Genomic DNA, 24,286 nt, shown 5'->3' on the forward strand with positions numbered 1-24,286 from the left:
TCTCTTCCCGATCACCCAAGGTCAACATCGCACGCACAGCGGAACATCCTGTCCCACCCAACCGCCAAGATCAAATGCTACGACCGGCTGAACCTGCCCCCGAGTGGGCGGCTCCGAAGGGCCAAACCTTCATCTCCCGCACAGCATCGACTCCGCAGCTCTGCCTACATATCAAGCTCCTTCGTCGTTCAGGGCACAACAATGCCGTTCAGATAGGGCATCTATCGAGGTCAGCGTGGTGAGCTGACGTTGGTGGGCTGCGACCGGTACGGTTGCCGGCCGTGACGTCGTCGGAGTTGGAGTCGTTGCCGCGGCCGTGGGGGCGGTTGACCGACCACATCGGACTGGGTGTGCTGTCGGCGCGGTTCGACCGGGATCTGCTGGAAGAGGTCATCAACCGCACAGGGCGGCGGGAGAAGCGGTCCCGGCGGCTGCCCGCGCACGTGATGATCCGCTACGTGATCGCGATGGGTCTGTTCTTCGAGGAGTCCTACGACGAGGTGATGCGCAGGCTGGTCGGCAACCTGCGCAAGCTCGGTTCCTGGGTCGATGACTGGCAGGTGCCGACCGCGTCGGCGATCACGCAGGCCCGCCAGCGGTTGGGGGTGGCGCCGCTGCGGGCGCTGTTCGAACGGGCGGCGGTCCCCTTGGCCTCGGCGGGCACGAAGGGCGCGTGGCTGGCGCGGCGGCGGTTGATGGCGGTCGACGCGACCAGCTTCGACGTGGCCGACACCGACGCCAACGTCGAGCGGTTCGGGCGGATGGGTTCGGGGCCGAAAGCGTCGGCGTATCCGAAGCTGCACGTCGCCGCGTTGGCCGAGTGCGGCAGCCACGCGATCGTCGGCGCGGTGCTCGGTGGCTGCCGTACCGGGGAGCGCACCCTGGCCGCGGACCTGGTCCCGGCGGTGGGGCCGGGCATGCTGGTGCTGGCCGATGCGGGCCTGTTCTCCTTCGAGCTGTTCGGCCGGTTCGCCGCCACCGGCGCTGACCTGGCCTGGCGGATCGGGGCGTCGGTGTCCATCGGACACCTGCGGTGGCTGCCCGACGGCTCCTACCTAGCGTTGATCTACCGGCCGGGGCTGAGCGCCGAACGCCGCCACCGGTTGGCCGAGCAGGCCAGGGCCGGCCACGAGATCCCGATCGAGTTGGCACGTCTGGTGCGGGTTGTGGAGTACATCGTGCCCGACCGCAACCCCGACGGCGAGCTGATCGTCGTGGTCACCACCGTGCTCGACCCCCACGACATCGACGCCAGCGACCTGGCCGGCGCCTACCAGCAGCGCTGGGAAGAAGAGTCCGCCCTCGACGAGCTCAAAACCGACCTACGCGGCCGCGGCGAGGTCCTGCGCTCCAAGACTCCCGACCTGGTCGAGCAACAGATGTGGGGGCTGCTGCTGGCCCACTACGCCATCCGCGCCCTGCTCCTGGACGCCGCCGACCCAGCCGGCTACGACCCCGACCGCATGTCGTTCATCAAAGGCGTCCGCGTCGTACGCCGCCAGGTCACCGACCAGGCGGCCATTTCCCCCTGAGCATCTTGCAGACGCCCTCACCGACACCCTCGCCGAGATCCGGCAACAGCCCAACCCCGAACGCCGGCACCGAACCTGCCCCCGCGTGATCAAACGCGCCCGGCACAACTCCTACCGCGTGAAACGCCCCACCGACCGGATCACTCGCCATCCGGGACCACCGACACCCCTGCTGGCCTGCCCAAACGCACAAACTTAACGGCATTGACGTAAGACCGCAGGTCATTCAGCTTGCGGGTCTCGGATAGAGCACCGTCTTAGGAAACCGATGCTCTATCCCCTGAGCTACGAGGGCGCGAGGGCCCAGCCTACCTGTCAGCGGGTGCCCCCGAGAACCCAGGAGTGCCCGTCGGTGCTCACGTATGCCAGCCGTCCCGCGCTCCGACCGATGGCGCACATGTGGAGCACACCCGGCGGCCCCAGACGGGGCATTCCATGACTGCTCCGCCGTGGTCACGGTTCTGCCGGCTCGCCGGTCTTGACTTTCCTGGTCCGTAAGTCGTAGCTTTCCGTTCGTGGCTAATTACCAAGCTGGTGATGGCTGGGACGCTCTCGGAGATCCCACCAGACGCGCCATCGTCGCGTGCTTGGCCGAGCGACCGCGGGCCGTCGGCGAACTCGCCGACGAGCTGCCGATCAGCCGGCCTGCGGTGTCCCAGCATCTGAAGGTGCTCAAGGACGCCGGACTGGTCACCGCCCGCGCCGCCGGCACCCGCCGGGTTTATCGACTCAATCCGGCAGGCGTGGCCGCGCTGCGCGATCAACTTGAGACGTTCTGGAACCGAGCGCTGGACGGCTATCAGGACGTCGCCGAGCAACCACCCGAGGAGCCGTCATGACGGAAACAACAGCCGCGGTCGTCCGCAAGCAGATCGTCGTCCAAGCACCGATCGAGCATGCCTTCACTGTGTTCACCGAGCGGTTCGGCGACTTCAAGCCGCCGGAGCACAACCTGCTCGGCGCGCCGATCGCCGAAACCGTGTTCGAGCCGAAGGTCGGCGGGCACATCTACGACCGCGCCGCCGACGGCAGCGAGTGCCGCTGGGCGCGGGTGCTCGCGTACGAGCCACCTGGCCGGGTCGTGTTCAGCTGGGACATCAGCCCGCAGTGGCAGGTGGAGACGGAGCCGGACAACACCAGCGAGGTCGAAGTCCGGTTCGTTGCCGAGACCCCGCAGCGCACCCGGGTGGAGCTGGAGCACCGCCACATCGACCGGCACGGCCCCGGCTGGCAGGCCGTCAGCGACGGCGTGGCCCACGACGAAGGATGGCCGCTGTACCTCGCCCGCTACGCCGCGCTGTTCACCGAGGGCAGCCGTTAGCAGCAGCACCCACTGTCACACCCGGTCAGATCCCGGCGCGACCTCCCACCCCGACAGCGACCCAGCCCACGGCCGCGCCGACCCGCGACCCGTCCGGGCGCGCATCACCACCCTGGAATAACAGCCACAGCAGAAGGTGGGGCATGAGGGGGTTCCGGCACCGCCGGAACCCCCTCAGCACGGCGGTGAGGCCTGCCGCTCGGACTCAGAAGGCGTCGGCGAGCTGCCCACGCAGCTTCGTCAGCGCCCGGGCCAGCAGCCGGGACACGTGCATCTGCGAGACGCCGATCTGCTCGGCGATCTGCGACTGGGTCAGGTTGCCGTAGAAGCGCAGCGTGAGGATCTTCTGCTCGCGCTCGTCGAGGGTGGCGAGCGCCGGGCCCAGCGCGACGCGCAGCTCGGCCAGCTCGAACTCGCCGTCCTCGCCGCCGAGCATGTCGCCCAGCTCGGTGGCCCGGTCGCCGTCGCCGGTCGGGGTGGACAGCGACACGGCGTTGTAGGCGCGGGCGCCCTCCAGGCCCTCCAGGACCTCTTCCTCGGTCAGCTTGAGGTGGGCGGCGATGTCGGCGACCGTCGGCGAGCGGCCGAGGGTCTGCAGCAGGCAGCTGTTGGCGTCGGAGATGGCCAGGCGCAGCTCCTGGAGGCGACGCGGCACCCGGATGTCCCAGGTGCGGTCGCGGAAGTGCCGCTTCAGCTCGCCGATGATGGTGGGGATGGCGTAACCGGCGAAGTCGACGCCCCGGGACGGGTCGAACTTGTCGATCGCCTTGATCAGGCCGACGGCGGCGGTCTGCGCCAGGTCGTCGGTGGGCTCGCCCCGGCCGCTGTAACGGTGGGCGAGGTGGTTGGCGAGCGGCAGCCAGGCCTCGATCGCCTTGTCGCGCAGCGCGGCACGCGACGGGTGGTTGGCGGGCAGCGCGGCCATCGCGTTGAGCAGATCCGCGGCGCTGTCGGTGAGTGCGCGCGGGTCGAGCTTCTCGGTGGTGGACGGCGGTGTGGTCGCCTGCTCGCTGATCGTTGGCGCGGTCATGGGTGGTCCTCCCTGCACCTCGTCCGCGGATAAGAGACGTGACGCTTTGGTTTAGCTTCAAGTGGGCCGTTCGGGACTCACCTTAGCCTGATCGGCTCTGCGAAATCTAGCCGAAAGTATGATGTGCTTAAGCGATTTTCGGTCATGAAAGCCCTAAAAAGGGCAAAGCTCGAGGGGCTTGTGATCACGGTTACCGGGCCGCCTGCCCGACCGGTCGTCGCCGGACGCCCCCCGGCCGCTGACCGCTCGGCCCATCGCCCGCGCCGACCGTCAAGGAAGAACACGACAAACGGTTCGCACTGTCGGCTATCCGTCGTTGTCCCGTCTGCGGGACCACCCGTAGCGTCCCTGTGTACACGTCTACGGAGGCAACGTGCTGGATCCCGCCGCTCCGCAACTCGTCGTCAACGCCCGGGTGCTGCTCTTCAGCTGGCAGCCGGCGGACCCCGACGCGGTCGCGGCGATCCTCCCGGCCGGGCTGCTGCCCTGCCCGGACCGGCAGGTCTTCCTCTGCCAGTACGTCGTGGACGACGACTGTCAGACCTCCGGCTTCGGGGCCTACTCGCTGACCTACCTGGGGATCTCGTTGGTGGGGATGGACCCGCCGGACGGCGACGGTCCCGGCGGCTGGTGGAGCCACTACTTCGCCTCCAGCCCCCGGGTCCGCGAGTACGCCGCCGCCCGGGGCGTCCCGGCGCAGGCCGGGCAGACCACCGTCGAGGTGCGGGGCGACCGGCTCACGACGGAGACCCGCGCCGACGGGCGGCCCATCATCCGGACCGTGGCCCGGGTCGGCCAGACCAGCCACCGCGTGTGCAGCGGCCACCACCGTTACCTGACCGGGCGGGACGGGGAGCTGACCAGCGCCGACTACCCGTACGTGGCCGAGCCGGTCACCCCGTTCGAGATCGAGTCGGTGGAGTTCCTCGCCCCCGAGCACCCGGTCTATCCGCTCCGCCCGGCGAACCCGCTCAACATCTGCTGGGGCTTCTACTCCCCACGGGTGTCGTTCGCGTACCCGGCCGGGCCGAACGCGCTCGACGAGCCACCGGCCGCCGAGCCGGTTCACCAGGCGCCGGCCCGCCGGGCCCGCAGCGGCCTGCCGTCCGGGTCGTAGACCAGCCGGTACGCGGGCAGCGCCCAGAACCGGGTGTGCCAGGGCAGCCGCTCCGGCCGGTGCGGGCGCAGCCGGCCCGGCGGGCGGGGACCGACCCGACCCCCGTCGTGCCAGCGTTGCAGCGCGTCCGCCGCGTCGATGATCGCCCGCACCGCAGCGGCCGGGTCGAGCAGGTCGTGGTCCTCGCCACCGTCCGGGTCCCGGTCCAGGTGCTCCCGCCACAGCCGCAGCCGCAGGTCCCGGGCGAAGACCCGGGCGCCGTCGCCGAGGCCGGCCGGGTCGGTGGGCGCCCGCTCGTCCCGGGTATCGTCCAGCACGGCGCAGGACAGCTCGCTGTCGTGCGTCCAGGAGCGGCGGTTGAAGTTGTCGCTGCCGACGCTGGCCCAGACGTCGTCGACCACGCAGACCTTGGCGTGCACGTAGACCGGGGTGCCCTCGTGGTTCTCCAGGTCGAAGACGTGCACCCGGTCCGGCGCCGCCTTCTGGCAGAGCGAGAGCGCCTGCTCCCGGCCCACCATGTTCGGCGGCAGCGCGAGCCGGCCGTCCACGTCCGGGTGGCGTGGCACGACGGCGACCAGGTGCAGGTCGGGCTGCTCCCGCAGCGCCGTGGCGAAGAGGTCCGCGACCTCGGTCGACCAGAGGTACTGGTCCTCCAGGTAGATCAGCCGCCGGGCCCGGCGTACCGCCTTGGTGTAGCCGCGGGCCACCGTCCGCTCGCCGTCCGGGGCGAACGAGTACCGCGGTCGTACCGCCGGGTAGGTGCGCAGCACCTGGATCTGGTGCGGTCCGCACGGCGGCGGATCGGCGGGCTGGTCCGGCAGCGGGTCGGGGCTCAGGTCGGAGCCGCGCAGCCGGTCCCGCAGGTAGGCCAGCGGGTTCTCCGAGTCCAGCGGCATCGGGTCGATCCACCGCTCGCGGAAGGTCGTGTCCAGCGCGCCGACCACCGGGCCTCGCACCGCGAGCTGGACGTCGTGCCAGGGCGGGTGGTCGCCGTACCTGGGAGACATCCGGACGGCCTGCGGGTCGCCCCGGTGCGTGGCGTCGTCCCGCCGGCTGTGGCACAGGTCGATCCCGCCCGCGAAGGCGATGTCCCGCTCCGGGTCGTCCGGGTGGCGCAGCACCACGAGCTTCTGGTGGTGTGAGCCGCCGCGCCGGACCCGCTGGTCCAGCAGCACCTCGCCGCCGGCCGCGCAGATCGCCTCGCTGAGGTCGCGGTTCTCCGCCTCGCTGTAGGAGAGCGCGTCGAGGTGGGACCGCCAGATCAGACCCTTGACCACCACGCCGCGCTGGGCGGCCTGCGCGAAGAGCTGCGCCACGGTCGGGCCGTCCGGGCGCATCCGCTGATCCGGGTCGCCCCGCCAATCGGTGAAGAAGAGATGGTCACCGGTCTCCAGCGCCGCCACCTCGTCGACCAGCCGGTCGAAGTACGCGGCGCCGTGAATCAACGGCTCGGCGAGGTTTCCCGTCGTCCAGACGGGTAACTCAGACCCCGGGTTGGCACGTTCCTGCGCGGTGAGGAACCAGTCCTGCAGCGCCACGTTCCAGCCTCCCGAGGTCGACAACCGTCCTCACGGTAGGACCCCCACGGCGGGTACGCACGCCGGCCGCAGGTCGACGCCCCTCGTGGTGGCCGCCGCACCCCTAGACGCGACAACCCAGGAGGCCCGAGCATGCCCGCCGAGACGACGAACGCCGTGACCGAGTACCGCGAGCCGGCGGTCGAGAGCGAACGCGGCGCGGTGGTGGCGGTCTTGCTGATGGTGATCCTCGGGGTGGCCGGCATCTTCGCGGTGTCCTGACCGCCGGGCGGGCGCCCCGGACGAACCGGGACGCCCACCTCGTACGGGGGGATCAGGGACGCGGGCCCTGGCCGCCGGTGTGCGGCAGGCGCGTCGCCGGGACCACGCCGAGCTTGCCGGCCTGGAAGTCCTCGAACGCCTGGATCAGCTCGTCCCGGGTGTTCATCACGAACGGACCGTAGTGCGCCACCGGCTCCCGGATGGGCTGGCCGCCCATGATGTAGAGCTCCAGGGCCGGGGTGTTGCCGTCCTGCTTCGCGTCCGCGGTCACCCGCAGCGCGTCGCCGGCGCCGTGCACCGCGAGCTGCCCGGTGTGGATCGGCCGCCGGTCGGTGCCCACGGTGCCGCGGCCCGCCAGCACGTAGACCAGCGCGTTGAAGTCGGGCCGCCAGGGCAGGCTCAGCTCCGCCCCCGGCTGCACCGTCACGTGGGTGATGGTGATCGGGGTGTGGGTGGAGCCCGGCCCGCGGTGCCCGGCGACCTCGCCGGCGATCACCCGGATCAGCGCGCCGCCGTCCGGCGTGGTGAGCAGCGCCGACTCCTTGCCGCGGATGTCCTGGTAGCGCGGCGGGTTCATCTTGGCCGCCTTCGGCAGGTTGACCCAGAGCTGGAGGCCGTGGAACAGGCCGCCGCTCGTCACCAGGTGCTCCGGCGGCGCCTCGATGTGCAACAGGCCACTGCCGGCCGTCATCCACTGGGTGTCGCCGTCGGTGATGGTGCCGCCGCCGCCCTGCGAGTCCTGGTGGTCCATGATCCCGTCGATCATGTAGGTCACCGTCTCGAAGCCGCGGTGCGGGTGCCACGGCGTGCCCTTCGGCTCGCCCGGCGCGTAGTCCACCTCGCCCATCTGGTCGAGGTGGATGAACGGGTCCAGCTCGGTCAGCGGCACCCCGGCGAAGGCCCGGCGAACCGGGAAGCCCTCGCCCTCGAAGCCGCTCGGCGCGGTGGTGAGCCGGCGGACCGGCCGGAAGCTGGTGGACTCGTCGAGCCGGGGCAGGCGGGGCAGGACGAGGACGTCGTCGACGGTGATGGCGGGCATCGCGGGCTCCTTAGTTGTCGGCCGGGGTGGACGACGCGTCGCGGGCGGCGCGCAGGCGCCGGCCGAGCCGCTCGAAGACCCGGGTGAGGCAGGCGACCTCGGCGTCGTCGAGGTCGTCCATCAGGTGGGTGCGCACCGACGCCAGGTGGTGCGGCGCGGCGTCGCGGAGGGTGAGAAGTCCGGCGGCGGTGAGCACGGCCTCGCTGCCCCGGCGGTCCTCCGGGCAGGACTCCTTGGCGACCAGACCGCGCTTCTGCATGGAGGAGATCTGGTACGTCAGCCGGCTGGGGGAGAAGACCAGCCGGCCGGCCAGCTCGCCCATCCGCAGTCGTTGCCCCGGCGCCTCGGAGAGCAGGACCAGCACGTGGTAGTCGGCGAAGCTCAGCTCGCTGTCCGCGCGCAGGTCCTCCTCGAGCTGGGTGAACAACCGCTGGCTCGACTCGATGTACGCGCGCCAGCTGGCCAGCCGCTCGGGGTTCAGGCTCTCGGTCACAGCTAGGACGATAGCACTACTTCAAATTTAAACAAGTGCCGTCCGTCACAGGCTGAGCCCGGCCGAGAGGGAGCCTGGCGAGAGCCACCGTTGCAATTTGAACGAAAGCGGCGGAGGGGAGGGGAGGGGACGGGCACCCGGCCCGGCGGCATCGCCTCGGCGGCCGTCACCGCCCTCACCACCTGGGCGTTCGCCCAGCTCCCGCTGCACCGGATCGAGCTGTGCCACGCGGTGGCCAACCGGGCCTCCTGCCGGGTCGCCGCCCGGGCCGGCTACCCGGCCGAGGGCACCCTGCGGGAGTCCTACCGGTACGGGGACGGCCGGCGGTACGACGAGCACCCGCACGCCCGGTTGGCCACCGACGGCTGACGCCACCGCACTAGTGTTCGAGGCGTGGATGACCTCGAACTGCTCGACTGGCGGGAACGGGTGGCCCGGCTGTACCTCTCCGACCTCGACCTGACCGGGTTCCGGGCGGAGCGGGACGAGCTGTTCCGCCGGCACCCGCAGAGCCCGCTGCCAGTCGAGGACCGGGCCGGCTTCACCGGGCTGCGCTACCACCCGCCGAACCCGGACGCCGTGGTGGAGGCGCCGCTGCGCCCCGCCTCGGGCACCGAGAGCATCGACACCGGCGGGCCGGACGGGGTGGTGCGCTACCGGCGGGTCGCCATCGCGGACACGCCGTGGGGGCCGCTGACCCTGTGGTGGATCGAGGCGTACGGCGGCGGGCTGTTCGTGCCGCTGCGCGACGGGACCTGCGGCACCGCGGCGTACGGCGGCGGCCGGTACCTCACCGACACCGTCAAGGGCACCTTCGGCCGGGGGCTGACCGTGCTGCCGGGCGGGCGGGTCCGGCTCGACGCCAACTACCTCTACAACCCCTCCTGCGCAATCAATAGTTCGTACGCCTGCCCGCTAGCTCCGCCGGAAAACACGGTTGACGTGCCGATCCTGGCGGGGGAGCTGGACTACCCACGGCGGGACTACTGACGTAGCGGGACGGCGTGCCGTTGCGTCGCCGTTGTTGACACCCGTACGGTGTGCCCCATGTCTCTGCATGCGCGCACCGTGGGTGTCGTCCGGCTGTCCCGTCACAGCAACCGGCCGGATGACCCGTCCACGTCCCCTGAGCGGCAACGGAAGGTCATTGAGGGGGACCCGAGCCTCACGATCATCGGGTGGGCTACTGACCTCGGGGTGTCTGCGGCCAAGATCCCGCCGTGGGATCGGCCGGAGCTGGGGGAGTGGCTACGCCGCCCGGAGGATTGGGACACGCTGGCGTTTTGGAAGCTTGACCGGCTGGTGCGGTCTGTCGGTGACTGGGCCGAAATGATCAAATGGTCGCAAGGGCAGCCCAACAACACGGGGCTACCGCCGGTTGACCGGCCGAAAAACCTTGTGAGCATTGCTGACAAACTCGACCTGAGTACCCCGACGGGTAAGGCTATGGCTCAGATTACGGCCGTGTTCGCTGAGCTTGAGGCGGCCATTGTCAAGGAACGTGTAAACGCCGCCCGCTCTGAGATGTACGCGGAAAAGCGTTGGCCCGGTGGCAGGTACCCGTACGGCTACAAGCCGGTAAGGCTGGAAACGGGCGGCTGGAAGTTGGAGATTGACCCGGAGGCGCACGCGATCGTTACGGAACTTGTTAACCGGGTGATTGCCGGTGAGCCTGCTTTCGCTGTCCAGCTTGATTTGCAGAGTCGGGGGGTGCCGACCCCCAAGGGCGGCAAAACGTGGGGGAACGTCAACGTCAGCCAAATGCTGCGGTCCCGGGCGCTGCTGGGTGAGGCCACGTACAAGGCGATCACGTCCGGCGAGGGTGTGCCGATTGACCCCGTGCGGGCTGAGCCGCTGATTACGTTTGAGCAGTGGAACGCGCTACAGGATGTGCTTTCCCGGGCCGGGAAGCGGGAACGGGTGACCGGGGCGAGCATGCTGCTGGACGTGGCTTTCTGTGCTCTCTGCGGTTCCCCGATGTACCGCCGGAACATGCCGGCCAGCAACGTAAACGGGCGCGTACGGAAGGCGTATCTGTACTACGGCTGTGGGGGCCGCTGGTCCCGGCGCGTTCCTGACTGTGAGGCCAAATCGGCTGTGCGGGGGGACAAGCTGCATCCCATCGTTGAGCGGCTGTTGTTGGCGGAGATTGGCCCGCTTGAAATCCGGCAGACTGTCAAGGTTCCCGGGGTGTCTCACGCGGCGGAGATTCGGGAGCTTGAGACGGCCCTTGATGACCTGTTGGCCCGTAGCACTGGCAAGGGGGAAGCCGTGGCCCGGGTGTACGCCAAGCGGATTGAGGCGGTGGAGGGCAAGCTAGCCGCCCTGGCGGCCATCCCCGAGCGTGCCCCGTCCGTCCGTGAGGTTGGCACCGGGGAGACGTACGCGGACCGTTGGGCGGCTGCCAGCGAGGATGAACGGCACCAGCTACTCAAGGCGTCCGGTATCCGGGTTGAGGTTGCGGCGAACCAGGGTGGCTCGGTGAGGTTCGGTCTGTTCGATCGGCCGGAGGGGTTCCGGGGTGCCGTTGCCATGACCGTTGAGGATGGCGCGCAAGTGGCGGTGTACCTGCCTCACGCCCTGGCCGAGCGTGCCACCGGGAACGCTGCCCGGGTGACGTACGCGCAAAGGTCGCAACTGACCCCCTGACGGCCCCTGAGAGCGTCTAAACGGCCCCGGAGGTAGCCCAGCTACCCCGGGGCTTTCTCATGCCCTGGCTGCCCTGTTGGGTGGCCGTACGATCATCACGCGGCCCCAATTGAGGGCCGCCACCAATCTTGACGAACCGTTTACACGGCGTGGCTCTGCCATGCCCATTTACCGGGAGGTTTTACGTTGAACGCTGACAGGTGCATTACTTGGCAGGGCCACACCATTTGTGCCCCGGAGGGGTTGAGCGTCCAGGAATGGGCCGATGCCGCCTCCGATGATCCGGCCATGACTGAGGCTGACGTTATCGGCATCTGGGAGATAGCCGGGGCGTTTGCTGCGGCGGGTATCGAGTGACGGCCCCGACGTGCCCGCACGGCCCTCTGACGCTTTCCCCGGACGGCACGGTTTGGACCTGCTCTGACCCCGGGTGGCCGTGCCAGCCTGAGCTGGCGGAGCAACCATGCCGCCCTGATCCCCGCGCGAACCTCCACCGGGGCCGCCCGGACGGCTACGCGGGCAACGGGGCTAGGCCGTCCCGGGTAGCCACCGGGAAGCCAGGGCGGACCATTCCACGGCCCGTAAACGACTACCGGCGGACCATCCGCAACTGCCCGGACGTGACGGGTTCCAACCTCGCCGTGGCCCTGCTGATGGCTGAGTATGCGGATTACGACACGGGGATGCACTGCTTTCCGTCGCAAAAGAGGATTGCGGCGGAGATCGGATTTAAGTCCGCCCGACAGGTACGAACCATCCAACAGTGGCTTGAGGTTGTGGGCTGGTTGCACTTCACCGGGGAACGGGTGGAGTCGGACGGGGACCACCAGGGCAACAAAATCTGGTGGCTAACCATCCCGGAGTGTCCTCACCGCCACGACGGTTCGGCCCTGCCCGTGGTCAAGGATTGACCTACCGGAAGTCCTGTTCCGGTTACCTATCATGGTTTACCCATCAGGGTAAACCAATCAGGGACTACCTATCAGGGTTCTAAATAACGGGCCCCTCAAGGGGGCCCATGCCTTGGTGGAAGTTCTAGAACCAACTAAGGGAAAGGCAGCCTTACGGGCTGTCTACTAGACAACCCCTTCCTCAACCTCCACCACCACGGCCAACTAAGAAAGTGTTTCGTGCTGATCTTGAGAGGAGGTGGAAGCAATCAGCTTCTCCACCTGTACCAAGTGTCGCAAGCTAATCCCAATGGGCACCGGAAGCCGGTGCCCTGACTGCAAGCCTAAACCGTTCGCCACGGCACAACGGCCGTACGCGAACAACCGCAGCCACCCGCCAGAGTGGTACAGCACCAGGGCTAGACGCATGAAGTCAGCCTTCCTGGCTGACAACCCGACGTGCCTTGACTGTGGCAAACCAGCCACCCACGTTGATCATGCAATCCCGGTGAGTGTCTGCCCTGATCTGTTGATGGAGGTGGGCAACTGGCGTCCGCACTGTGCGGCCTGCTCTGCCCGGCAAGGGGCGAGGATCGCCAACGGCAGGCGCTACGGCAGCAAGGGCCAACGGCCCGATCCGTACGGACCCACCATTGTTTAGCAGACGTAGGGAATTGTAGGGGCTAGTTCGATAATGCTACTACACCGACCCACCCCACACAGACGATTACAGCGACAGGAATCGCAATGTCCAGTAGCCGCACAATCAAGGGAGCTGGTCGTCCCCCCCGGTCTACACGAACCCACGTCACCGATCTCCATAGCAGTGCAGCGAATACGACCATTAGGGCAATGGCAAACGCCGTCATCACTCGGTCAACGGTTATGTATCCGCTGGCTACTGCCCAAAGGTAGGCCACACCGAGGACCAAGAGATTAGCTAGCACGTTAATCAGAACGTCCATGGCGACGGAGCGAAGGGGCTTGGCCGGCGGAGGCGTCGGGGGACGGCTAGTACGTCTGTTGCGTATCTGACGCTGGAGGCGGGTTGTCACCACCTCAGGATGACTGACCCCCGCAACCGTGCAACCCCTGGCACCAGGGGGCATCGGATTCTTTCCTGACCCCCTTCTGGATTCCCCATGTCTTAGTGCTTTTTGTGCGGGCGTAACAACGTAACCGCGGCCTGTCACGATAAGCCACTTCAATGCGCTGACCTGCGGAAACGCACGAACCAGCGTAACAAGCTTCGTAACCATTCGTGGCATGCCCTGTCACGTTTCCCGGAAGGGAGAGAGTATGCACAACTTCAAACGCTGCCGGGCATGCGGCAGCCCCGTAAAGGGCAACCGCTTCTTCTGCGAAAAGACGGCTTGCCAGCGGAAAGCCGCTGCCGAACGGATGGCCCGTAGCCGTGCCAGGAAGGCAGGGAAGGCCGCTACGCCTTCCGGCCCCGTCGTGGTTGAGCACCAGGGCGAACAGACCCCGGCGGACGTTCTAGACGCCCCGGCGGTAGCGCCGTGGGGACAGCACTTTGACGACCACGGCGAAATGTGGATGTGGTCCCTGCACGCCGGCCGGGACCCGCTCGGCCGGGATTACTTCCTGATGCTTGGTGAGGCGCTGGACGCCGACCCCCGCCGGTACCCGGCACCGAATTGGCATGGCCTGAGTTGGGCTCAGGCACTCAAGTACGCACGGAAGACGGGAGACAACTAATGCTCAAGGACTACACCTGGTGCTCTGCTCACCGCGTCGGGCACCCGCTGGACGGGGGAACGTGCCCGGACTGGCTGGACGCTTTGCGCACCCGTGAGGCTGTGATTAGCCAGCGTCGGCAGGAATGGCGACGGGCTAAGAACCGGGCCGGACGGTTCCGCAATTGCATTGCGTGCGGACGCAAGTTTGACGCCGGACAACCCCGGCGGGGTCGGCCGGTAGAGATGTGTTCCGCTGCCTGTCAGGAAATCCGGGATAACGACCTTCGGAAGATGCGGCATGCCGGGATTGCAACCCGCCGGAAGCGGCCTGCTCACGGTTTGCGTACCCGAGGTGTTCTGCGGGCTACCCCTGAGCTGCTGGATTTCCTCGCGGCTTTCCCGGATGGCTGGTCGCATGACGGGGATTCACGCGCCGAATAAAAGGTAATGGGTGGGAAGAACCACGGTTTGGGCAAACCGAGGGGTCCGGTGTTCCACGACACCGGGCCCCTTTTTGTTTGCCCTGGAAAGGGAGTGATTACACATGGAGAATCTTGTTACCGCGTTCCGTCAGCTTGAGGCTGACGACCTGGACGTTATGGCGGATGAGTTTTACACCCGCACCGAGAAGTGCCTTGAGAACGGGCAGGACGCTTGGGCTCAGGTTTACGCGCTGATTGCGTGCGCCGCTATTGATGCGCTCAACGAGCAGTGAACGAGCCTACGCGACGGGCTGAGGGCAGGAACAGTAACGGGGGTTGCGCTTACTGCGGTAAGCGATTCAGTCCCCGTACGTGGGCCCCGAATGTTCGCGGCGGTGTTTGTTCGCTGACTTGTCATGAGCGGCGGACAGGGATTCATCCTGTCCGACCGGACCGAATGGCTGGCAAAGCCCAAGCCTAAGCGCCGCGTACGCGACAACTGAATAGACAACTCCACAACAACTGAATACGAATACCAAGCCTTTAGCCGTCCCAATCGGGGCGGCTTTTTTTGTTGATTGGAGAAACTGTCTTGACCGCTCTTGACGATGTGGCCCTGCACGCTAAGCGTGCTGCGCTCGTTAATAACCTGATTCAGATTGCCGACAACCCGACCCTTTCGGTTGAGGCGCGTAACGCTGCGATTGACACCCTGGCCCCGGCCGAGGTTGAGCAGCGGACCGTTACCGAGGTTGCCCCGGTTGAGACTCGCGCTGCCGTTGAGGCTGAGCAGCGTTCCGCTATTGCCGCTAACCCGGTCGGCGTGCCCGGTACCCGTACCGAGGTGCGCGCTGGTGACCTGCTCGCCTCTGAGGTGCGCGCCATTGGTGGCGCGGCTGGTATGGGTGCGGCTTTCACCCCGGCTGAGAACGCCACGTTTGTTCTGGACTTCCTGGCTAAGCAGTCCGTGATTTTCCGCTCCGGTGTGAATGTCATTCGCACGTCGGGCGATTCGATCGTTCTGCCGCACCTGGTTTCGGATGGTTCGGCGGGTGCTATCGCTGAGGCGGGCACCATTCCGCTGTCGGACCCGAACGCGGAGAGCCTGACCGCCGTTCCGCGCAAGTTTGCTCAGGGCACCCGGGTTGCGAATGAGGTCCTGGCGGACAGCAAGCCTGCCGCCCTGGACGCGCTCGGCAAGTCGCTTATTCGCTCGGCTGGTCTGGCGTACGACCTTTCCGCGTTTGAGGGTAACGGCACTGCGCCGAACCTCCGTGGCTTCAAGAACGTTGCCGGTATCGGCGCGGTTTCCATGGGTGCGAACGGTGCTGCCGTTACCAACCTGGACCCGATTGCGGATGCTCTCGGCCTGCTGGCTGAGGCGAACGCGGATGATGAGTCCGCCGTTATCGTCATGACCCCGAAGGTGTGGCGCGCGATTATGAAGCTGAAGGAGGCGACGGGTTCTAACAAGTCGCTGATTCAGGATTCGGCCGGAAGTGCCGCCGGCGGTGTTACCCGGGCACTGTTTGGTCGTCCGGTGTTCCTGTCCGGCAACCTGAGCCTCACTGAGACTCAGGGCACCTCCGGTGCCGTGGCGTCGAGCATTTACGTCTACGTCCCTTCCGAGGTTTACGCGGTCGTCCGTGAGGATGCCGTCTTTGACGTTAACCCGTACGTGTACGGCGCGACTGACGAGACGCTTGTTACCGCCAAGATGCGTGCGGACATTCTGGTGCCGAACCCGGCTGCCGTGGTTCGTATCGCTGGCGTTCTCTGATTCATTCCGTGAGGTGCCCGGCCCCTGCTTGGGGGTCGGGCCCCTTCCTTTTAAGGAGGTGACCCATTGGGTTTCTGGGATCGAATGAGGGAACGTCGGGCAGCACCGGGGCCGAACCCGTCTAGCGGTATCGCTGAGGCTTTTGCCAACCAGGGCCCTACATGGGCCGGGGTGAACGTTGGTCAGGATGCGGCGCTTTCCCTGTCTGCCGTTTACACCTGTGTTTCGCTGGTGTCTGACGCCGTGGCAGCTTTGCCGATTGACACTGTGCGGACCGTTGGCGATACCCGTAAGCCTGTTTCCGGGCCGGCTTGGCTGAGCCAGCCGAACCCGTTTGATACGCCGTTTGACTTCTGGCAAAAGGTCATGACAAGCCTTTTGACGGACGGGAACGCTTTTGTGCGGGTGTTCCGTGGCGGGAACGGGAAGGTTGTTGCGGTGCTGCCGCTCGACCCTCGCACGGTGCGGGTTGAGCTTACGGAGGATGGTTCCGGCGTTCTTTACAAGGTTGCTGACGTGACCCTGTTCGCTCGGGACGTAATCCACGTTAAGGGGTTCGCTACCGCTAACAGCCTCCGTGGCTTGTCGCCCCTTGAGAATGCCCGGCAGACCATCGGGGCCGGGTTGGCTACGGAGCAATTCGCGGCAAAGTTCTTCCGCGACGGGGCCGCGCTTTCCGGTGTGATCGTTCACCCCGGCGTGCCTAAGCCGCAAGAGATTGCGCTAATGAGCAGGCTTGTAAACAAGACGTTTAAGGGTGCGAGCAACGCGCACGCCGTGGGCGTTCTCACGGGCGGCTCTGAGTTCAAGCCGATTAGCGTCACCCCGGAACAAGCACAGTTCCTTGAGACTCAGCGGTTTAACCGGCTTGCTATCGCGGGAATCTTCCGGGTTCCCGCTTACATGCTTGACCCGACAACGGCTAGCTCTTGGGGTTCCGGTGTTGAGGAACAACACAATTGGTTTGTTACTCAGACGCTTATGCCGTGGCTGGTTCGGATTGAACAGGCTTTCTCCGCCATCCTTCCGGCTGGTCAGAGCTTGCGTTTCAACGTCAACGCCCGCCTGCGAGTTAAGACGGCAGAGCGTTACCAGGCTTACCGCACCGGCATTGAAGCAGGCTTTCTGTCCGTGGATGAGGTGCGGGCCCTTGAGGACCGCGAACCGCTGCCGGGTGGCAAGGGGCAGACCTATGGGGTCAACAGCAACCCGGGCGGGTGATCGCGTGGACGCGATAAATGCAGCCCCCCGCGCATCAGGAGTGGACCCTTTTCGAGGCGGCAGGCTGACATGAGGGGTAGCTTGCCTGACCGATAGGCGGCAAGTGTCCAGCTTTGCCCCGGCGTCTAAGGTGCCGTCGTACGTAAGTTCGGGCGGCAAACTTTGAACGGCACGCTCCGTGGCTTACCGTCGGTGTGGCCCATGGGAGGTAACCCACAAGGAAGCCGACCGTTGGGATAGAAGCAAGCACCGACTTTGGTCGGTTGCAAGCACCGACACGCCGACGGATGGGCTCCGCTTGACCGGGCCCCCCCGGCCGGCTGCAATGGATCGCGGTAACGACGTGGTCGCACGAACCCCCCTTACAGGGGGCCGGAAAGAGCGAACGCCCGGTGGCTAGACCGGGCGTCGCTGGCGACTCCGTTGTTACTCCACCGTGCCTCGGTTTCAGACAAGGAGTCAGCGTGCCGACCGTAGCAACAAACGAGCAGGACGACAACGGGACACGGAATCCGCACTCCGTGATCCTGGACTACCTCAAGACGGCACCAGGCGTGCTGAGCGGGGTAGCGGCTGTGCTCGCTGCCCTGACCGGGCTACTCGCCCTGGTGGTTAGGTAGCGGCGTGAGGGAGGGGCGGTATTGGCCGCCCCTCCCCTGCCGCCTCAGTCGGTGGCGGCTACCTGGCCAGTCTCAAACGTGGCGAACAGGATTCCGTCAGGGTGTAGGACAACCTCAGTGCAGACAGCCTCCGGGGGGAGCTGGGCGGCCAGCTCCGCCAGGCGGACGGGGGTAACCGGGGGATCAACGTACGTGACAAAGACGTTGGCGGAGTCCTGTACGACTCTCACTGGGTAAACCTCCTGTGCTGTGCAACCCTCCCGCGCTACCGGCGGTTGGCCCTCTTAACTAGGAGCCAGACCAGACCGCCGACGAGCACGGCTGACGACACGACACAACAGAGCACGGCAACGTGCCACGGCTTGAGAGCACCCATGGCGCGGGACCGTACACCTACCCGGCGACGTTCAGGACTTGGCGCAGCCTCCGGGGAGTCACCCCAAGGGTGGAAGCCACACCTTCCCGGGTGGTGCCAGGTTCCGCCAGCATCCCGAGGGCCAGGCGGCGGGTTTCCGCCACCGGGCGGCGAACCGTCCGGGGCTTCACACCTTCCGGGGGCACGGGCCCGTTGGGGCCGTCCGTGGGGGTCACCGCGGATTCGTCAGGCGTCGATTCCTCCCGGGCCGCTTCCCGTTGCGCCACAATGGTTCCCGCTACTTCCGCCGGAACATCGGGGGTCCGCTTCCCGGACCGTGCGAGCACTTCCACGGTGAGCAACAGGGCTACCGCCGGCCAGGCGGAAACTACCCGGGCCACCGGGTGGGGGTCGGCAACGATCACGTTGGCGGCCAGGGAAGCGGCTACACCCACCAGGAACGCCAACCAGGCGGACCAGCGGGACCGTCTACCGTCGTTGAGAGCCAGGGTGGCAACCAGGATCATCCCGTCTACCGACAGCGGCAAAAGCGTTGCTAGCAAAGGGGTTTGGCCCGCCCGGAGGGCTAGCTCCCGCATGTGGTCGTAGGAACCGACAGCGGCAATCCCGGTTACCGCCACGGTGCCAGCCAGGGAAGCCAGGCGACGGGCGTTCATCGGGCACCAGCCACGGCCGGGAAGGTGCGGACCACGGCCCGCACGTCAGCCGTGGTGAGCGTGTCCCGGCGGGCCCAACCGGCGAGCAGGGCGGCAGCCTCACGGCGGGTGGGGTGGAACGGGGCCAGGGCAGCTACCGCCAGGGTGGCGGCGGGGGTCAGGGAGTTCATGCCAACAACGTCCCACGTATGACCCCAGTTGCGCGTACGACGACCGGTGGGCGTGCCCGCTCGCCCCAGCGGAGAACCGGGTGGACGCGCCGATCGTGGCCGGGGAGCTGACGTACCACGACTGACGCCCCGGCGCGGGCTGGGCGCCGGGGCGTCGTCGACGCGGTCAGCGGGCGGTCGCGCCCGTCGGCGTCAGGTGCATCCGACCCAGCAGTTGCCGTGCCTGGTCGGCCACGTCGGCGTCCACGATCACCGCGTACTGGCCGGCCCGCAACGAACTGGCCGAGGTGAAGTCGCGCTGCCCCCCGGTCATCGCGTGCGCCACCGCGCCGAAGACGGCGCCCCAGATCGCGCCGATGACCAGCCCGACCAGGATCACCGCGACCCAGTTGCCGGCCGTGAAGATGCCGAAGAGCAACCCGATGAAGAGCCCGAACCAGGCGCCGGTCCCGGCGCCCACCAGGGCGGCCCGGCCCGTGGTCATCCGGCCCATCACCGTCTCCACCAGGGTCAGGTTGGTCCCGACGATCGCGCTGCGTTCCACCGGGAACCGGTTGTCGGCCAGGTAGTCCACCACGCGCTGGGCGGACGGATAGTCCGGGTACGAGCCGATCGTCACGGTCGGCGGACCCAACTCCGGTCCGTGTCCGTCCCCGCTGGGCGCCGCCGGCCGGCCGGCCGGACCGGACGGGAGGTTGTCGCCGCCCGGCATACCGGGTTGCCAGGCCGCGGTCGGAGTCGAGGGTCTGGTCATGAGCATCCTCCTTCGTCAACCGCCCGGGTTCCCACCGCCGTCGGGCGGTAACGCCCGGCCGGCGTCGGATGCCCGCCGGACGCGCCGGTCGGTGGACATGCGCTGGGCGCAGGGCGGATGCCGGGCGTGCGGCATGCCGCCCGTGCACCCGGGTAGACACCGGCGTGGACAGCGGACGGATAGGCGAGCACGGCTTCCTGGCGGACGGGCACAGTGCGGCGCTGGTCGACCGGGCCGGTTCGGTGAACTGGTGGTGCCCGCCGCGCTTCGACGCGCCCTCCGTATTCGGCCGGCTGCTCGACGATCGGGCGGGGCACTGGACGATCCGCCCGGAGGAGGACTTCACCAGTGAACGGTCCTATCTGGACGAGACGCTGGTGCTGCGTACCGTGTTCACCACCCGGACCGGTTCGGTCGCGGTGACCGACACCCTGGCGCTGGAGCCCGGCGCGCGCGGCCACGAGATCGGCCTGCGCTCGCCCCGCGTTCTCGCCCGGCTGGTCGAGGGACTCACCGGCGAGGTCCCCATGCGGATGGAGTACCAGCCCCGCTTCGAGTACGGCCGGGTCAGCGCGTACCTCACCGGATCCGACGACGGACAGATCGACAACACCGCCGGCGCCTGCCGGTTGAGCCTGCGCGCCAACGTGCCGCTGGACCTCGGCGCCGGCCGGGCCACCGGCCGGTTCACCGCTCGCTCCGGCACCAGCCACCACTTCACACTGGGGTACGCCGAGACCTACGGCCCGGGTCCGCCCGCGCTGCCCGACGCCGATCGGGTGGTGGCCGACGCGGTCGCCGGGTGGCGGTCCTGGGCCGACCTGCATCGCGACCAGTACCGGGGCCGGTACCGGGAGCAGGTGCGGCGCAGCGCCTTGGTGGTGCAGGGCATGACCTACCAGCCCAGCGGGGCGATCGTGGCGGCGGCCACCACGTCGCTGCCCGAGGAGTTGGGCGGCGACCGCAACTACGACTACCGCTACGTCTGGGTCCGCGACTTCAGCTTCACCCTCCAGGCGCTCTGGCGGGCCGCCTGCCCGGACGAGGCGAATCGGCAGTTCAGCTGGGTGTCCCGAGCGATGGGCCGGATCGGCGACGATCCGGTGCCGATCATGTACGGCGTCCACGGCGAGCGGGACCTCACCGAACACCCGCTCGACCACCTTTCCGGGTACGCCGGAAGCCGGCCGGTCTTCGTCGGCAACAACGCCTGGAAGCAGCGGCAGAACGACGTGCTCGGCGAGATCCTCGACGCCGCCTGGCTGATGCGGCACTACCTCGACCCGATGACGCCCGACGTACACCACCTGCTGCACGCCCTGGCCGATCAGGCGGTGGTGGACTGGCGCCGGCCGGACGCCGGGATGTGGGAGGCCCGCGACGCCGAGCGGCACTACGTGTCGTCCAAGGTGCAGTGCTGGACCGCGCTGGACCGGGCGGTGCGGTTCGGGCCGCGGATCGGCGACGCCGGGGACGTGGCCCGCTGGGCGGCGGCCCGGGACGAGGTGCGGGAGGTGGTGCTGACCCGCGGCTGGAACGAGCGGCTCGGCGCGTACACCGGGGCCTTCGACTCCGACCAACTGGACGCCTCGGTGCTGCTCATGCCGCTGGTCGGCTTCCTGCCCGCGGACGACCCGCGGATGCGCTCGACCATTGACGTGGTGGAACGCGGGCTCTCCCGGGACGGCCTGCTGCGGCGCTGGAACGACGACCCGGCCGGCTTCGTGATCTGTTCGTTCTGGCTGGTCGGCTGCCTGGTCCAGGCCGGCGAGGTGGACCGGGCGCGTCGGCTCTTCGAGCGGCTCGCCGCCCGGGTCAACGACCTGGGGATCTACGCCGAGCAGGTCGACCAGACCACCGGTGAGCAGCTGGGGAACTTCCCCCAGGCCTTCTCGCACATCGGTCTGATCAACGCGGCGGGCCGGCTCACCGAGGCCGAGGAACGCTTCGGGGCGTCCGCGCGACAAGCCGTGCCGACCGGTGCGGGAACCACGGAGGGAGCACGCAGATGACCGGACGACTCGCCGGGAAGACCGCCCTGATCACCGGCTCGGACTCGGGGATCGGGCAGGCCACCGCCATCGAGTTCGGCCGCGAGGGCGCCGACGTCGTGGTGCACTACCTGCACGACCACGCCGGCGCGAACCACACCAGGGCGGAGATCGAGAAGGCCGGCCGCCGGGCCGTGGTGGTGCAGGGCGACATCAGTGTGGAGCATCAGGTCGAGGCGATGTTCGACGAGGCGCTCGCCGAGTTCGACACCCTGGACGTGCTGATGAACGACGCGGGTGTCGACGCCTCCGGCATTCCGGTGGCGGACCTGGACACCGAGACGTGGGACCGGTGCATCCGCACCAACCTCTACGGGATGTTCTTCTGCTGCCGCCGGTTCGTCCAGCACCGGCGCGACCAGGGCGGCCAGGGGAAGATCATCAACATCACCTCCATCCACCAGGAGGTGGCCCGGGCCGGCGGCGCCGACTACGACGCCAGCAAGGGCGGCATGCTGGAACTGGCCAAGAGCCTGGCCCTGGAGGTGGCGCCCATGCACATGAACGTCAACAACATCGGTCCCGGCATGGTGCTCACCCCGTTCAACCAGCGGGCCATCGACGACCCGCAGTACCTGGAGGAGCAGGTGCAGAGCATCCCGTGGAAGCGGGCCGCGCAGCCGCAGGAGATCGCCAAGCTGGCCGTCTTCCTGGCCAGCGACGACGCCGAGTACGTGACCGGCTCGACGTACTTCATCGACGGCGGCCTGATGCAGAACCAGGGCCAGGGCGCCTGAGCCGGCGCTGCCCGGCCGGCGCGTCGCCGTCCGGGGTTCCGGCGCGACAGGTCGGGCGGGGGCGGGGAGGATCGGGGGATGCAGCTCGTGATCACCGCCGACACCCACGTACCGAAGCGGGCCCGGGACCTGCCCCCGCCGCTCTGGGCCGCGATCGACGCGCGACGTGGTGCTGCACGCGGGGGACTGGGTGGACGTGTCGCTGCTGGACGCGCTGGCGGCGCGGGCCCGCCGGCTGGTCGCCGTCCACGGCAACAACGACGGCCCCGAGTTGCGGGCCCGGCTGCCCGAGGTGGCCCGGGTGGAGCTCGCCGGGCTGCGGGTGGCGGTGGTGCACGAGACCGGGCCGAAGACCCGGCGGGAGGAACGCTGTGCGGCCCGCTTCCCCGACTGCGACCTGCTGGTCTTCGGGCACTCCCACATCCCGTGGGACAGCGTCGCCCCGGGCGGGTTGCGGCTGCTCAACCCGGGGTCGCCCACCGACCGGCGGGCCCAGCCGTACGCGACCTGGCTGAGCGCGCGGGTGGCGGCGGGGCGGCTCGACCAGGTCGAACTGCACCGCCTGCCCCCGCGCTGACTCACTGCCCGCGCCCGGTCTCCGCCTGGAGCTCGTCGATCCGGCGGGACGCCTCCGCCTTGGTCAGGCCCTCCGGCACCTCCTCGCCGGCCTCCCGGGCGAGGGTGTGCAGGTACGACTCCTGCGCGGCGGTCGGTGGCTCCTCGCCGGTGACCCACTCGTCGGGGTCCTTGATGGCGGCCTGCGGGTTGGGCCTGCCGCTGTCGCGGTCGGTCATCTCGATCACCTCTCTTCGAACGCCTGTGCCAGTACCCCGGGTCCGCGCCGTTCATGCCGTCTCTGCGGGGCCCGCATACGATCACCGGGTGACGGTGGACGGGGCGGGTGTGGTGGTGGTCGGCGCGGGCATCGCCGGGGTGGCCTGCGCCGCCGAGCTGGTCCGGGCCGGCATCCCGGTGGAGGTCCGCGAGCGGGCCCGGGTGACCGGCGGCCGGATGGCCAGCCAGCGCTTCGACGGCCGCCCCGCCGACCTCGGCGCCGCCTACTTCACCGTCGACCACTCCGATTTCGCGGCGGTGGCGGAGGAGTGGCGGTCCGCCGGGCTGGCCCGGGAGTGGACCGACACCCTGGTCGCGTACGGGCCGGAGGGTCGCCGGGAGCTGCCGGGCGGCCCCATGCGCTGGGCCGCCCCGCGCGGGCTGCGCTCGCTGGTCGAGCACCTGGCCCGGGACCTGCCCGTGGTGCACGACCGGCTGGTGCTGACGGTCGAGCCCGGGCCGCGGGTCGACGGCCGGTCCTGCGCGGCGGTCGCGCTGGCCATGCCGGGTCCGCAGGCGGCCCTGCTGCTCGATCCGGCGCTCGGCGCGGCGACCCGCGCGGTCACCGGCCAGCGCTGGTCGCCGACGCTGAGCGGGGTGTTGCGCTTCCCGGCCCGCCGCTGGCCCGACTTCCGCGCCGCGTTCGTCAACGGGCATCCGGTGCTCAGTCTGGTCTGCGACGACGGGGACCGGCGGGGGGACGGCGCGCCGGTGCTGGTCGCGCACACCACCCCCGAGTTCGCCTCGGGTCACCTGTCGCAGCCCACCGCCGCCGGCCCCGCCATCGAGCAGGCGGTCCGGGACCTGTTCGGCCTCCCGGAACCGGCCGAGCTGGTGCACGTGCACCGCTGGACGTACGCGAAGCCCGCCACGGGCGGGGACGGGACGTTCCACCTCGACGACGACGGGATCGGCATCGCCGGCGACGCGTTCGGCAGGCCCCGGGTACAGAGCGCCTGGCTCTCCGGCCGGGACCTCGGCCGGGCGCTGGTCGACCGGCTGCTCGGCCCGCCCGGCTGATCGGCGCCCACCCTCGCCCGATCGTCCCTCGCTCGGCCGTGGCGCCCGGCGCCGGCCCGGTCGCCCGGCCGCGCC

The 24,286-nt window shown here is 68.6% G+C and carries 23 protein-coding genes and 2 pseudogenes; 17 read left to right on the plus strand and 8 right to left on the minus strand.

The window, feature by feature from the left end:
* Positions 1-257 precede the first annotated feature (257 nt).
* The 3 genes from JNW87_RS14105 (at position 258) to JNW87_RS14115 (ending at position 2,853) form a co-directional block, all read left to right on the plus strand.
* A complete protein-coding gene (locus tag JNW87_RS14105; protein ID WP_375373508.1) occupies positions 258-1,532 on the plus strand; it encodes an IS4 family transposase in 1,275 nt (424 codons plus the stop codon).
* Positions 1,533-2,047: 515 nt separating this feature from the next.
* Positions 2,048-2,371 (plus strand): helix-turn-helix transcriptional regulator, encoded by a 324-nt coding sequence (locus JNW87_RS14110; RefSeq protein ID WP_109801942.1) that lies wholly within the window; start codon positions 2,048-2,050, stop codon positions 2,369-2,371.
* Positions 2,368-2,853: an SRPBCC family protein gene (locus JNW87_RS14115; protein WP_109801943.1), complete on the plus strand. Its 486-nt coding sequence runs from the start codon at positions 2,368-2,370 to the stop codon at positions 2,851-2,853. The genes JNW87_RS14110 and JNW87_RS14115 overlap by 4 nt, the downstream gene beginning before the upstream one ends.
* Before the next feature lie 205 nt (positions 2,854-3,058).
* On the opposite strand, the gene JNW87_RS14120 is transcribed toward JNW87_RS14115, so the two are convergent.
* On the minus strand, positions 3,059-3,883 hold the full coding sequence (locus JNW87_RS14120) for a SigB/SigF/SigG family RNA polymerase sigma factor (protein ID WP_238453823.1): 825 nt from the start codon (positions 3,881-3,883) through the stop codon (positions 3,059-3,061).
* Between the two features lie 373 nt (positions 3,884-4,256).
* Here JNW87_RS14120 and JNW87_RS14125 point away from each other — a divergent pair, with 373 nt between their 5' ends.
* Positions 4,257-5,000, plus strand: coding sequence for a hypothetical protein (locus tag JNW87_RS14125; protein WP_109805867.1), 744 nt, complete (start codon positions 4,257-4,259; stop codon positions 4,998-5,000).
* Here the strand turns inward: JNW87_RS14125 and JNW87_RS14130 are convergent.
* The gene (locus tag JNW87_RS14130) at positions 4,949-6,538 is read right to left on the minus strand and encodes a phospholipase D-like domain-containing protein (RefSeq protein ID WP_238453835.1); all 1,590 of its coding nucleotides are present in this window, start codon (positions 6,536-6,538) and stop codon (positions 4,949-4,951) included. The genes JNW87_RS14125 and JNW87_RS14130 overlap by 52 nt on opposite strands.
* A gap of 132 nt (positions 6,539-6,670) precedes the next feature.
* Between JNW87_RS14130 and JNW87_RS39520 the strand changes: the two genes are divergently transcribed.
* On the plus strand, positions 6,671-6,799 hold the full coding sequence (locus JNW87_RS39520; protein ID WP_255543862.1) for a hypothetical protein: 129 nt from the start codon (positions 6,671-6,673) through the stop codon (positions 6,797-6,799).
* A 52-nt stretch (positions 6,800-6,851) separates the two neighbouring features.
* On the opposite strand, the gene JNW87_RS14135 is transcribed toward JNW87_RS39520, so the two are convergent.
* Positions 6,852-7,838 (minus strand): pirin family protein, encoded by a 987-nt coding sequence (locus tag JNW87_RS14135; protein ID WP_109805869.1) that lies wholly within the window; start codon positions 7,836-7,838, stop codon positions 6,852-6,854.
* 10 nt (positions 7,839-7,848) lie between these two features.
* A complete protein-coding gene (locus tag JNW87_RS14140) occupies positions 7,849-8,331 on the minus strand; it encodes a MarR family transcriptional regulator (protein WP_238453824.1) in 483 nt (160 codons plus the stop codon).
* A 90-nt stretch (positions 8,332-8,421) separates the two neighbouring features.
* Between JNW87_RS14140 and JNW87_RS14145 the strand changes: the two genes are divergently transcribed.
* The 7 genes from JNW87_RS14145 to JNW87_RS14175 all read left to right on the plus strand — a co-directional run bounded on the left by JNW87_RS14145 (position 8,422) and on the right by JNW87_RS14175 (position 16,993).
* The gene (locus JNW87_RS14145; RefSeq protein WP_238453825.1) at positions 8,422-8,700 is read left to right on the plus strand and encodes a GNAT family N-acetyltransferase; all 279 of its coding nucleotides are present in this window, start codon (positions 8,422-8,424) and stop codon (positions 8,698-8,700) included.
* Between the two features lie 24 nt (positions 8,701-8,724).
* Positions 8,725-9,321: a DUF1684 domain-containing protein gene (locus JNW87_RS14150; RefSeq protein WP_238453826.1), complete on the plus strand. Its 597-nt coding sequence runs from the start codon at positions 8,725-8,727 to the stop codon at positions 9,319-9,321.
* Between the two features lie 57 nt (positions 9,322-9,378).
* A complete protein-coding gene (locus JNW87_RS14155) occupies positions 9,379-10,980 on the plus strand; it encodes a recombinase family protein (RefSeq protein WP_238453827.1) in 1,602 nt (533 codons plus the stop codon).
* 641 nt (positions 10,981-11,621) lie between these two features.
* Positions 11,622-11,891: a helix-turn-helix domain-containing protein gene (locus JNW87_RS14160; RefSeq protein ID WP_238453828.1), complete on the plus strand. Its 270-nt coding sequence runs from the start codon at positions 11,622-11,624 to the stop codon at positions 11,889-11,891.
* 2,223 nt (positions 11,892-14,114) lie between these two features.
* A complete protein-coding gene (locus JNW87_RS14165) occupies positions 14,115-14,285 on the plus strand; it encodes a hypothetical protein (protein ID WP_238453829.1) in 171 nt (56 codons plus the stop codon).
* Positions 14,286-14,584: 299 nt separating this feature from the next.
* Positions 14,585-15,772, plus strand: coding sequence for a phage major capsid protein (locus tag JNW87_RS14170; protein WP_238453830.1), 1,188 nt, complete (start codon positions 14,585-14,587; stop codon positions 15,770-15,772).
* 171 nt (positions 15,773-15,943) lie between these two features.
* Positions 15,944-16,993 carry a phage portal protein gene (locus JNW87_RS14175; protein WP_238453831.1) on the plus strand — a complete coding sequence of 350 codons (1,050 nt, stop codon included), beginning with the start codon at positions 15,944-15,946 and terminating at the stop codon, positions 16,991-16,993.
* A 1,013-nt stretch (positions 16,994-18,006) separates the two neighbouring features.
* Here JNW87_RS14175 and JNW87_RS14180 read toward each other — a convergent pair.
* Positions 18,007-18,645 carry a DUF2637 domain-containing protein gene (locus JNW87_RS14180; protein WP_255543863.1) on the minus strand — a complete coding sequence of 213 codons (639 nt, stop codon included), beginning with the start codon at positions 18,643-18,645 and terminating at the stop codon, positions 18,007-18,009.
* Positions 18,642-18,815, minus strand: a complete 174-nt coding sequence (locus JNW87_RS14185; RefSeq protein WP_238453832.1) for a hypothetical protein — start codon at positions 18,813-18,815, stop codon at positions 18,642-18,644. Before JNW87_RS14185 ends, JNW87_RS14180 begins: the two co-directional genes overlap by 4 nt.
* 26 nt (positions 18,816-18,841) lie before the next feature.
* Between JNW87_RS14185 and JNW87_RS14190 the strand changes: the two are divergent.
* A pseudogene (locus tag JNW87_RS14190) lies at positions 18,842-18,940 on the plus strand (DUF1684 domain-containing protein); the annotation flags it as partial.
* Between the two features lie 41 nt (positions 18,941-18,981).
* On the opposite strand, the gene JNW87_RS14195 reads toward JNW87_RS14190, so the two are convergent.
* The gene (locus JNW87_RS14195) at positions 18,982-19,569 is read right to left on the minus strand and encodes a general stress protein (RefSeq protein ID WP_238453833.1); all 588 of its coding nucleotides are present in this window, start codon (positions 19,567-19,569) and stop codon (positions 18,982-18,984) included.
* A gap of 164 nt (positions 19,570-19,733) precedes the next feature.
* Here JNW87_RS14195 and JNW87_RS14200 point away from each other — a divergent pair, with 164 nt between their 5' ends.
* The 3 genes and pseudogenes from JNW87_RS14200 (at position 19,734) to JNW87_RS14210 (ending at position 22,934) form a co-directional block, all read left to right on the plus strand.
* Positions 19,734-21,581 carry a glycoside hydrolase family 15 protein gene (locus JNW87_RS14200; protein ID WP_238453834.1) on the plus strand — a complete coding sequence of 616 codons (1,848 nt, stop codon included), beginning with the start codon at positions 19,734-19,736 and terminating at the stop codon, positions 21,579-21,581.
* A complete protein-coding gene (locus JNW87_RS14205; RefSeq protein WP_109800861.1) occupies positions 21,578-22,357 on the plus strand; it encodes a glucose 1-dehydrogenase in 780 nt (259 codons plus the stop codon). Before JNW87_RS14200 ends, JNW87_RS14205 begins: the two co-directional genes overlap by 4 nt.
* A 78-nt stretch (positions 22,358-22,435) precedes the next feature.
* Positions 22,436-22,934 (plus strand): annotated as a pseudogene (locus JNW87_RS14210) (metallophosphoesterase family protein).
* A gap of 1 nt (position 22,935) precedes the next feature.
* Here JNW87_RS14210 and JNW87_RS14215 read toward each other — a convergent pair.
* Positions 22,936-23,151, minus strand: coding sequence for a DUF3072 domain-containing protein (locus tag JNW87_RS14215; RefSeq protein ID WP_109800868.1), 216 nt, complete (start codon positions 23,149-23,151; stop codon positions 22,936-22,938).
* 109 nt (positions 23,152-23,260) lie between these two features.
* Here JNW87_RS14215 and JNW87_RS14220 point away from each other — a divergent pair, with 109 nt between their 5' ends.
* Positions 23,261-24,211, plus strand: coding sequence for an NAD(P)/FAD-dependent oxidoreductase (locus tag JNW87_RS14220; protein WP_238453837.1), 951 nt, complete (start codon positions 23,261-23,263; stop codon positions 24,209-24,211).
* The last annotated feature ends 75 nt before the right edge of the window (positions 24,212-24,286 follow it).

This window comes from Micromonospora sp. ATA51 (assembly GCF_016802855.1).
Classification (GTDB): Bacteria; Actinomycetota; Actinomycetes; order Mycobacteriales; family Micromonosporaceae; genus Micromonospora; species Micromonospora sicca.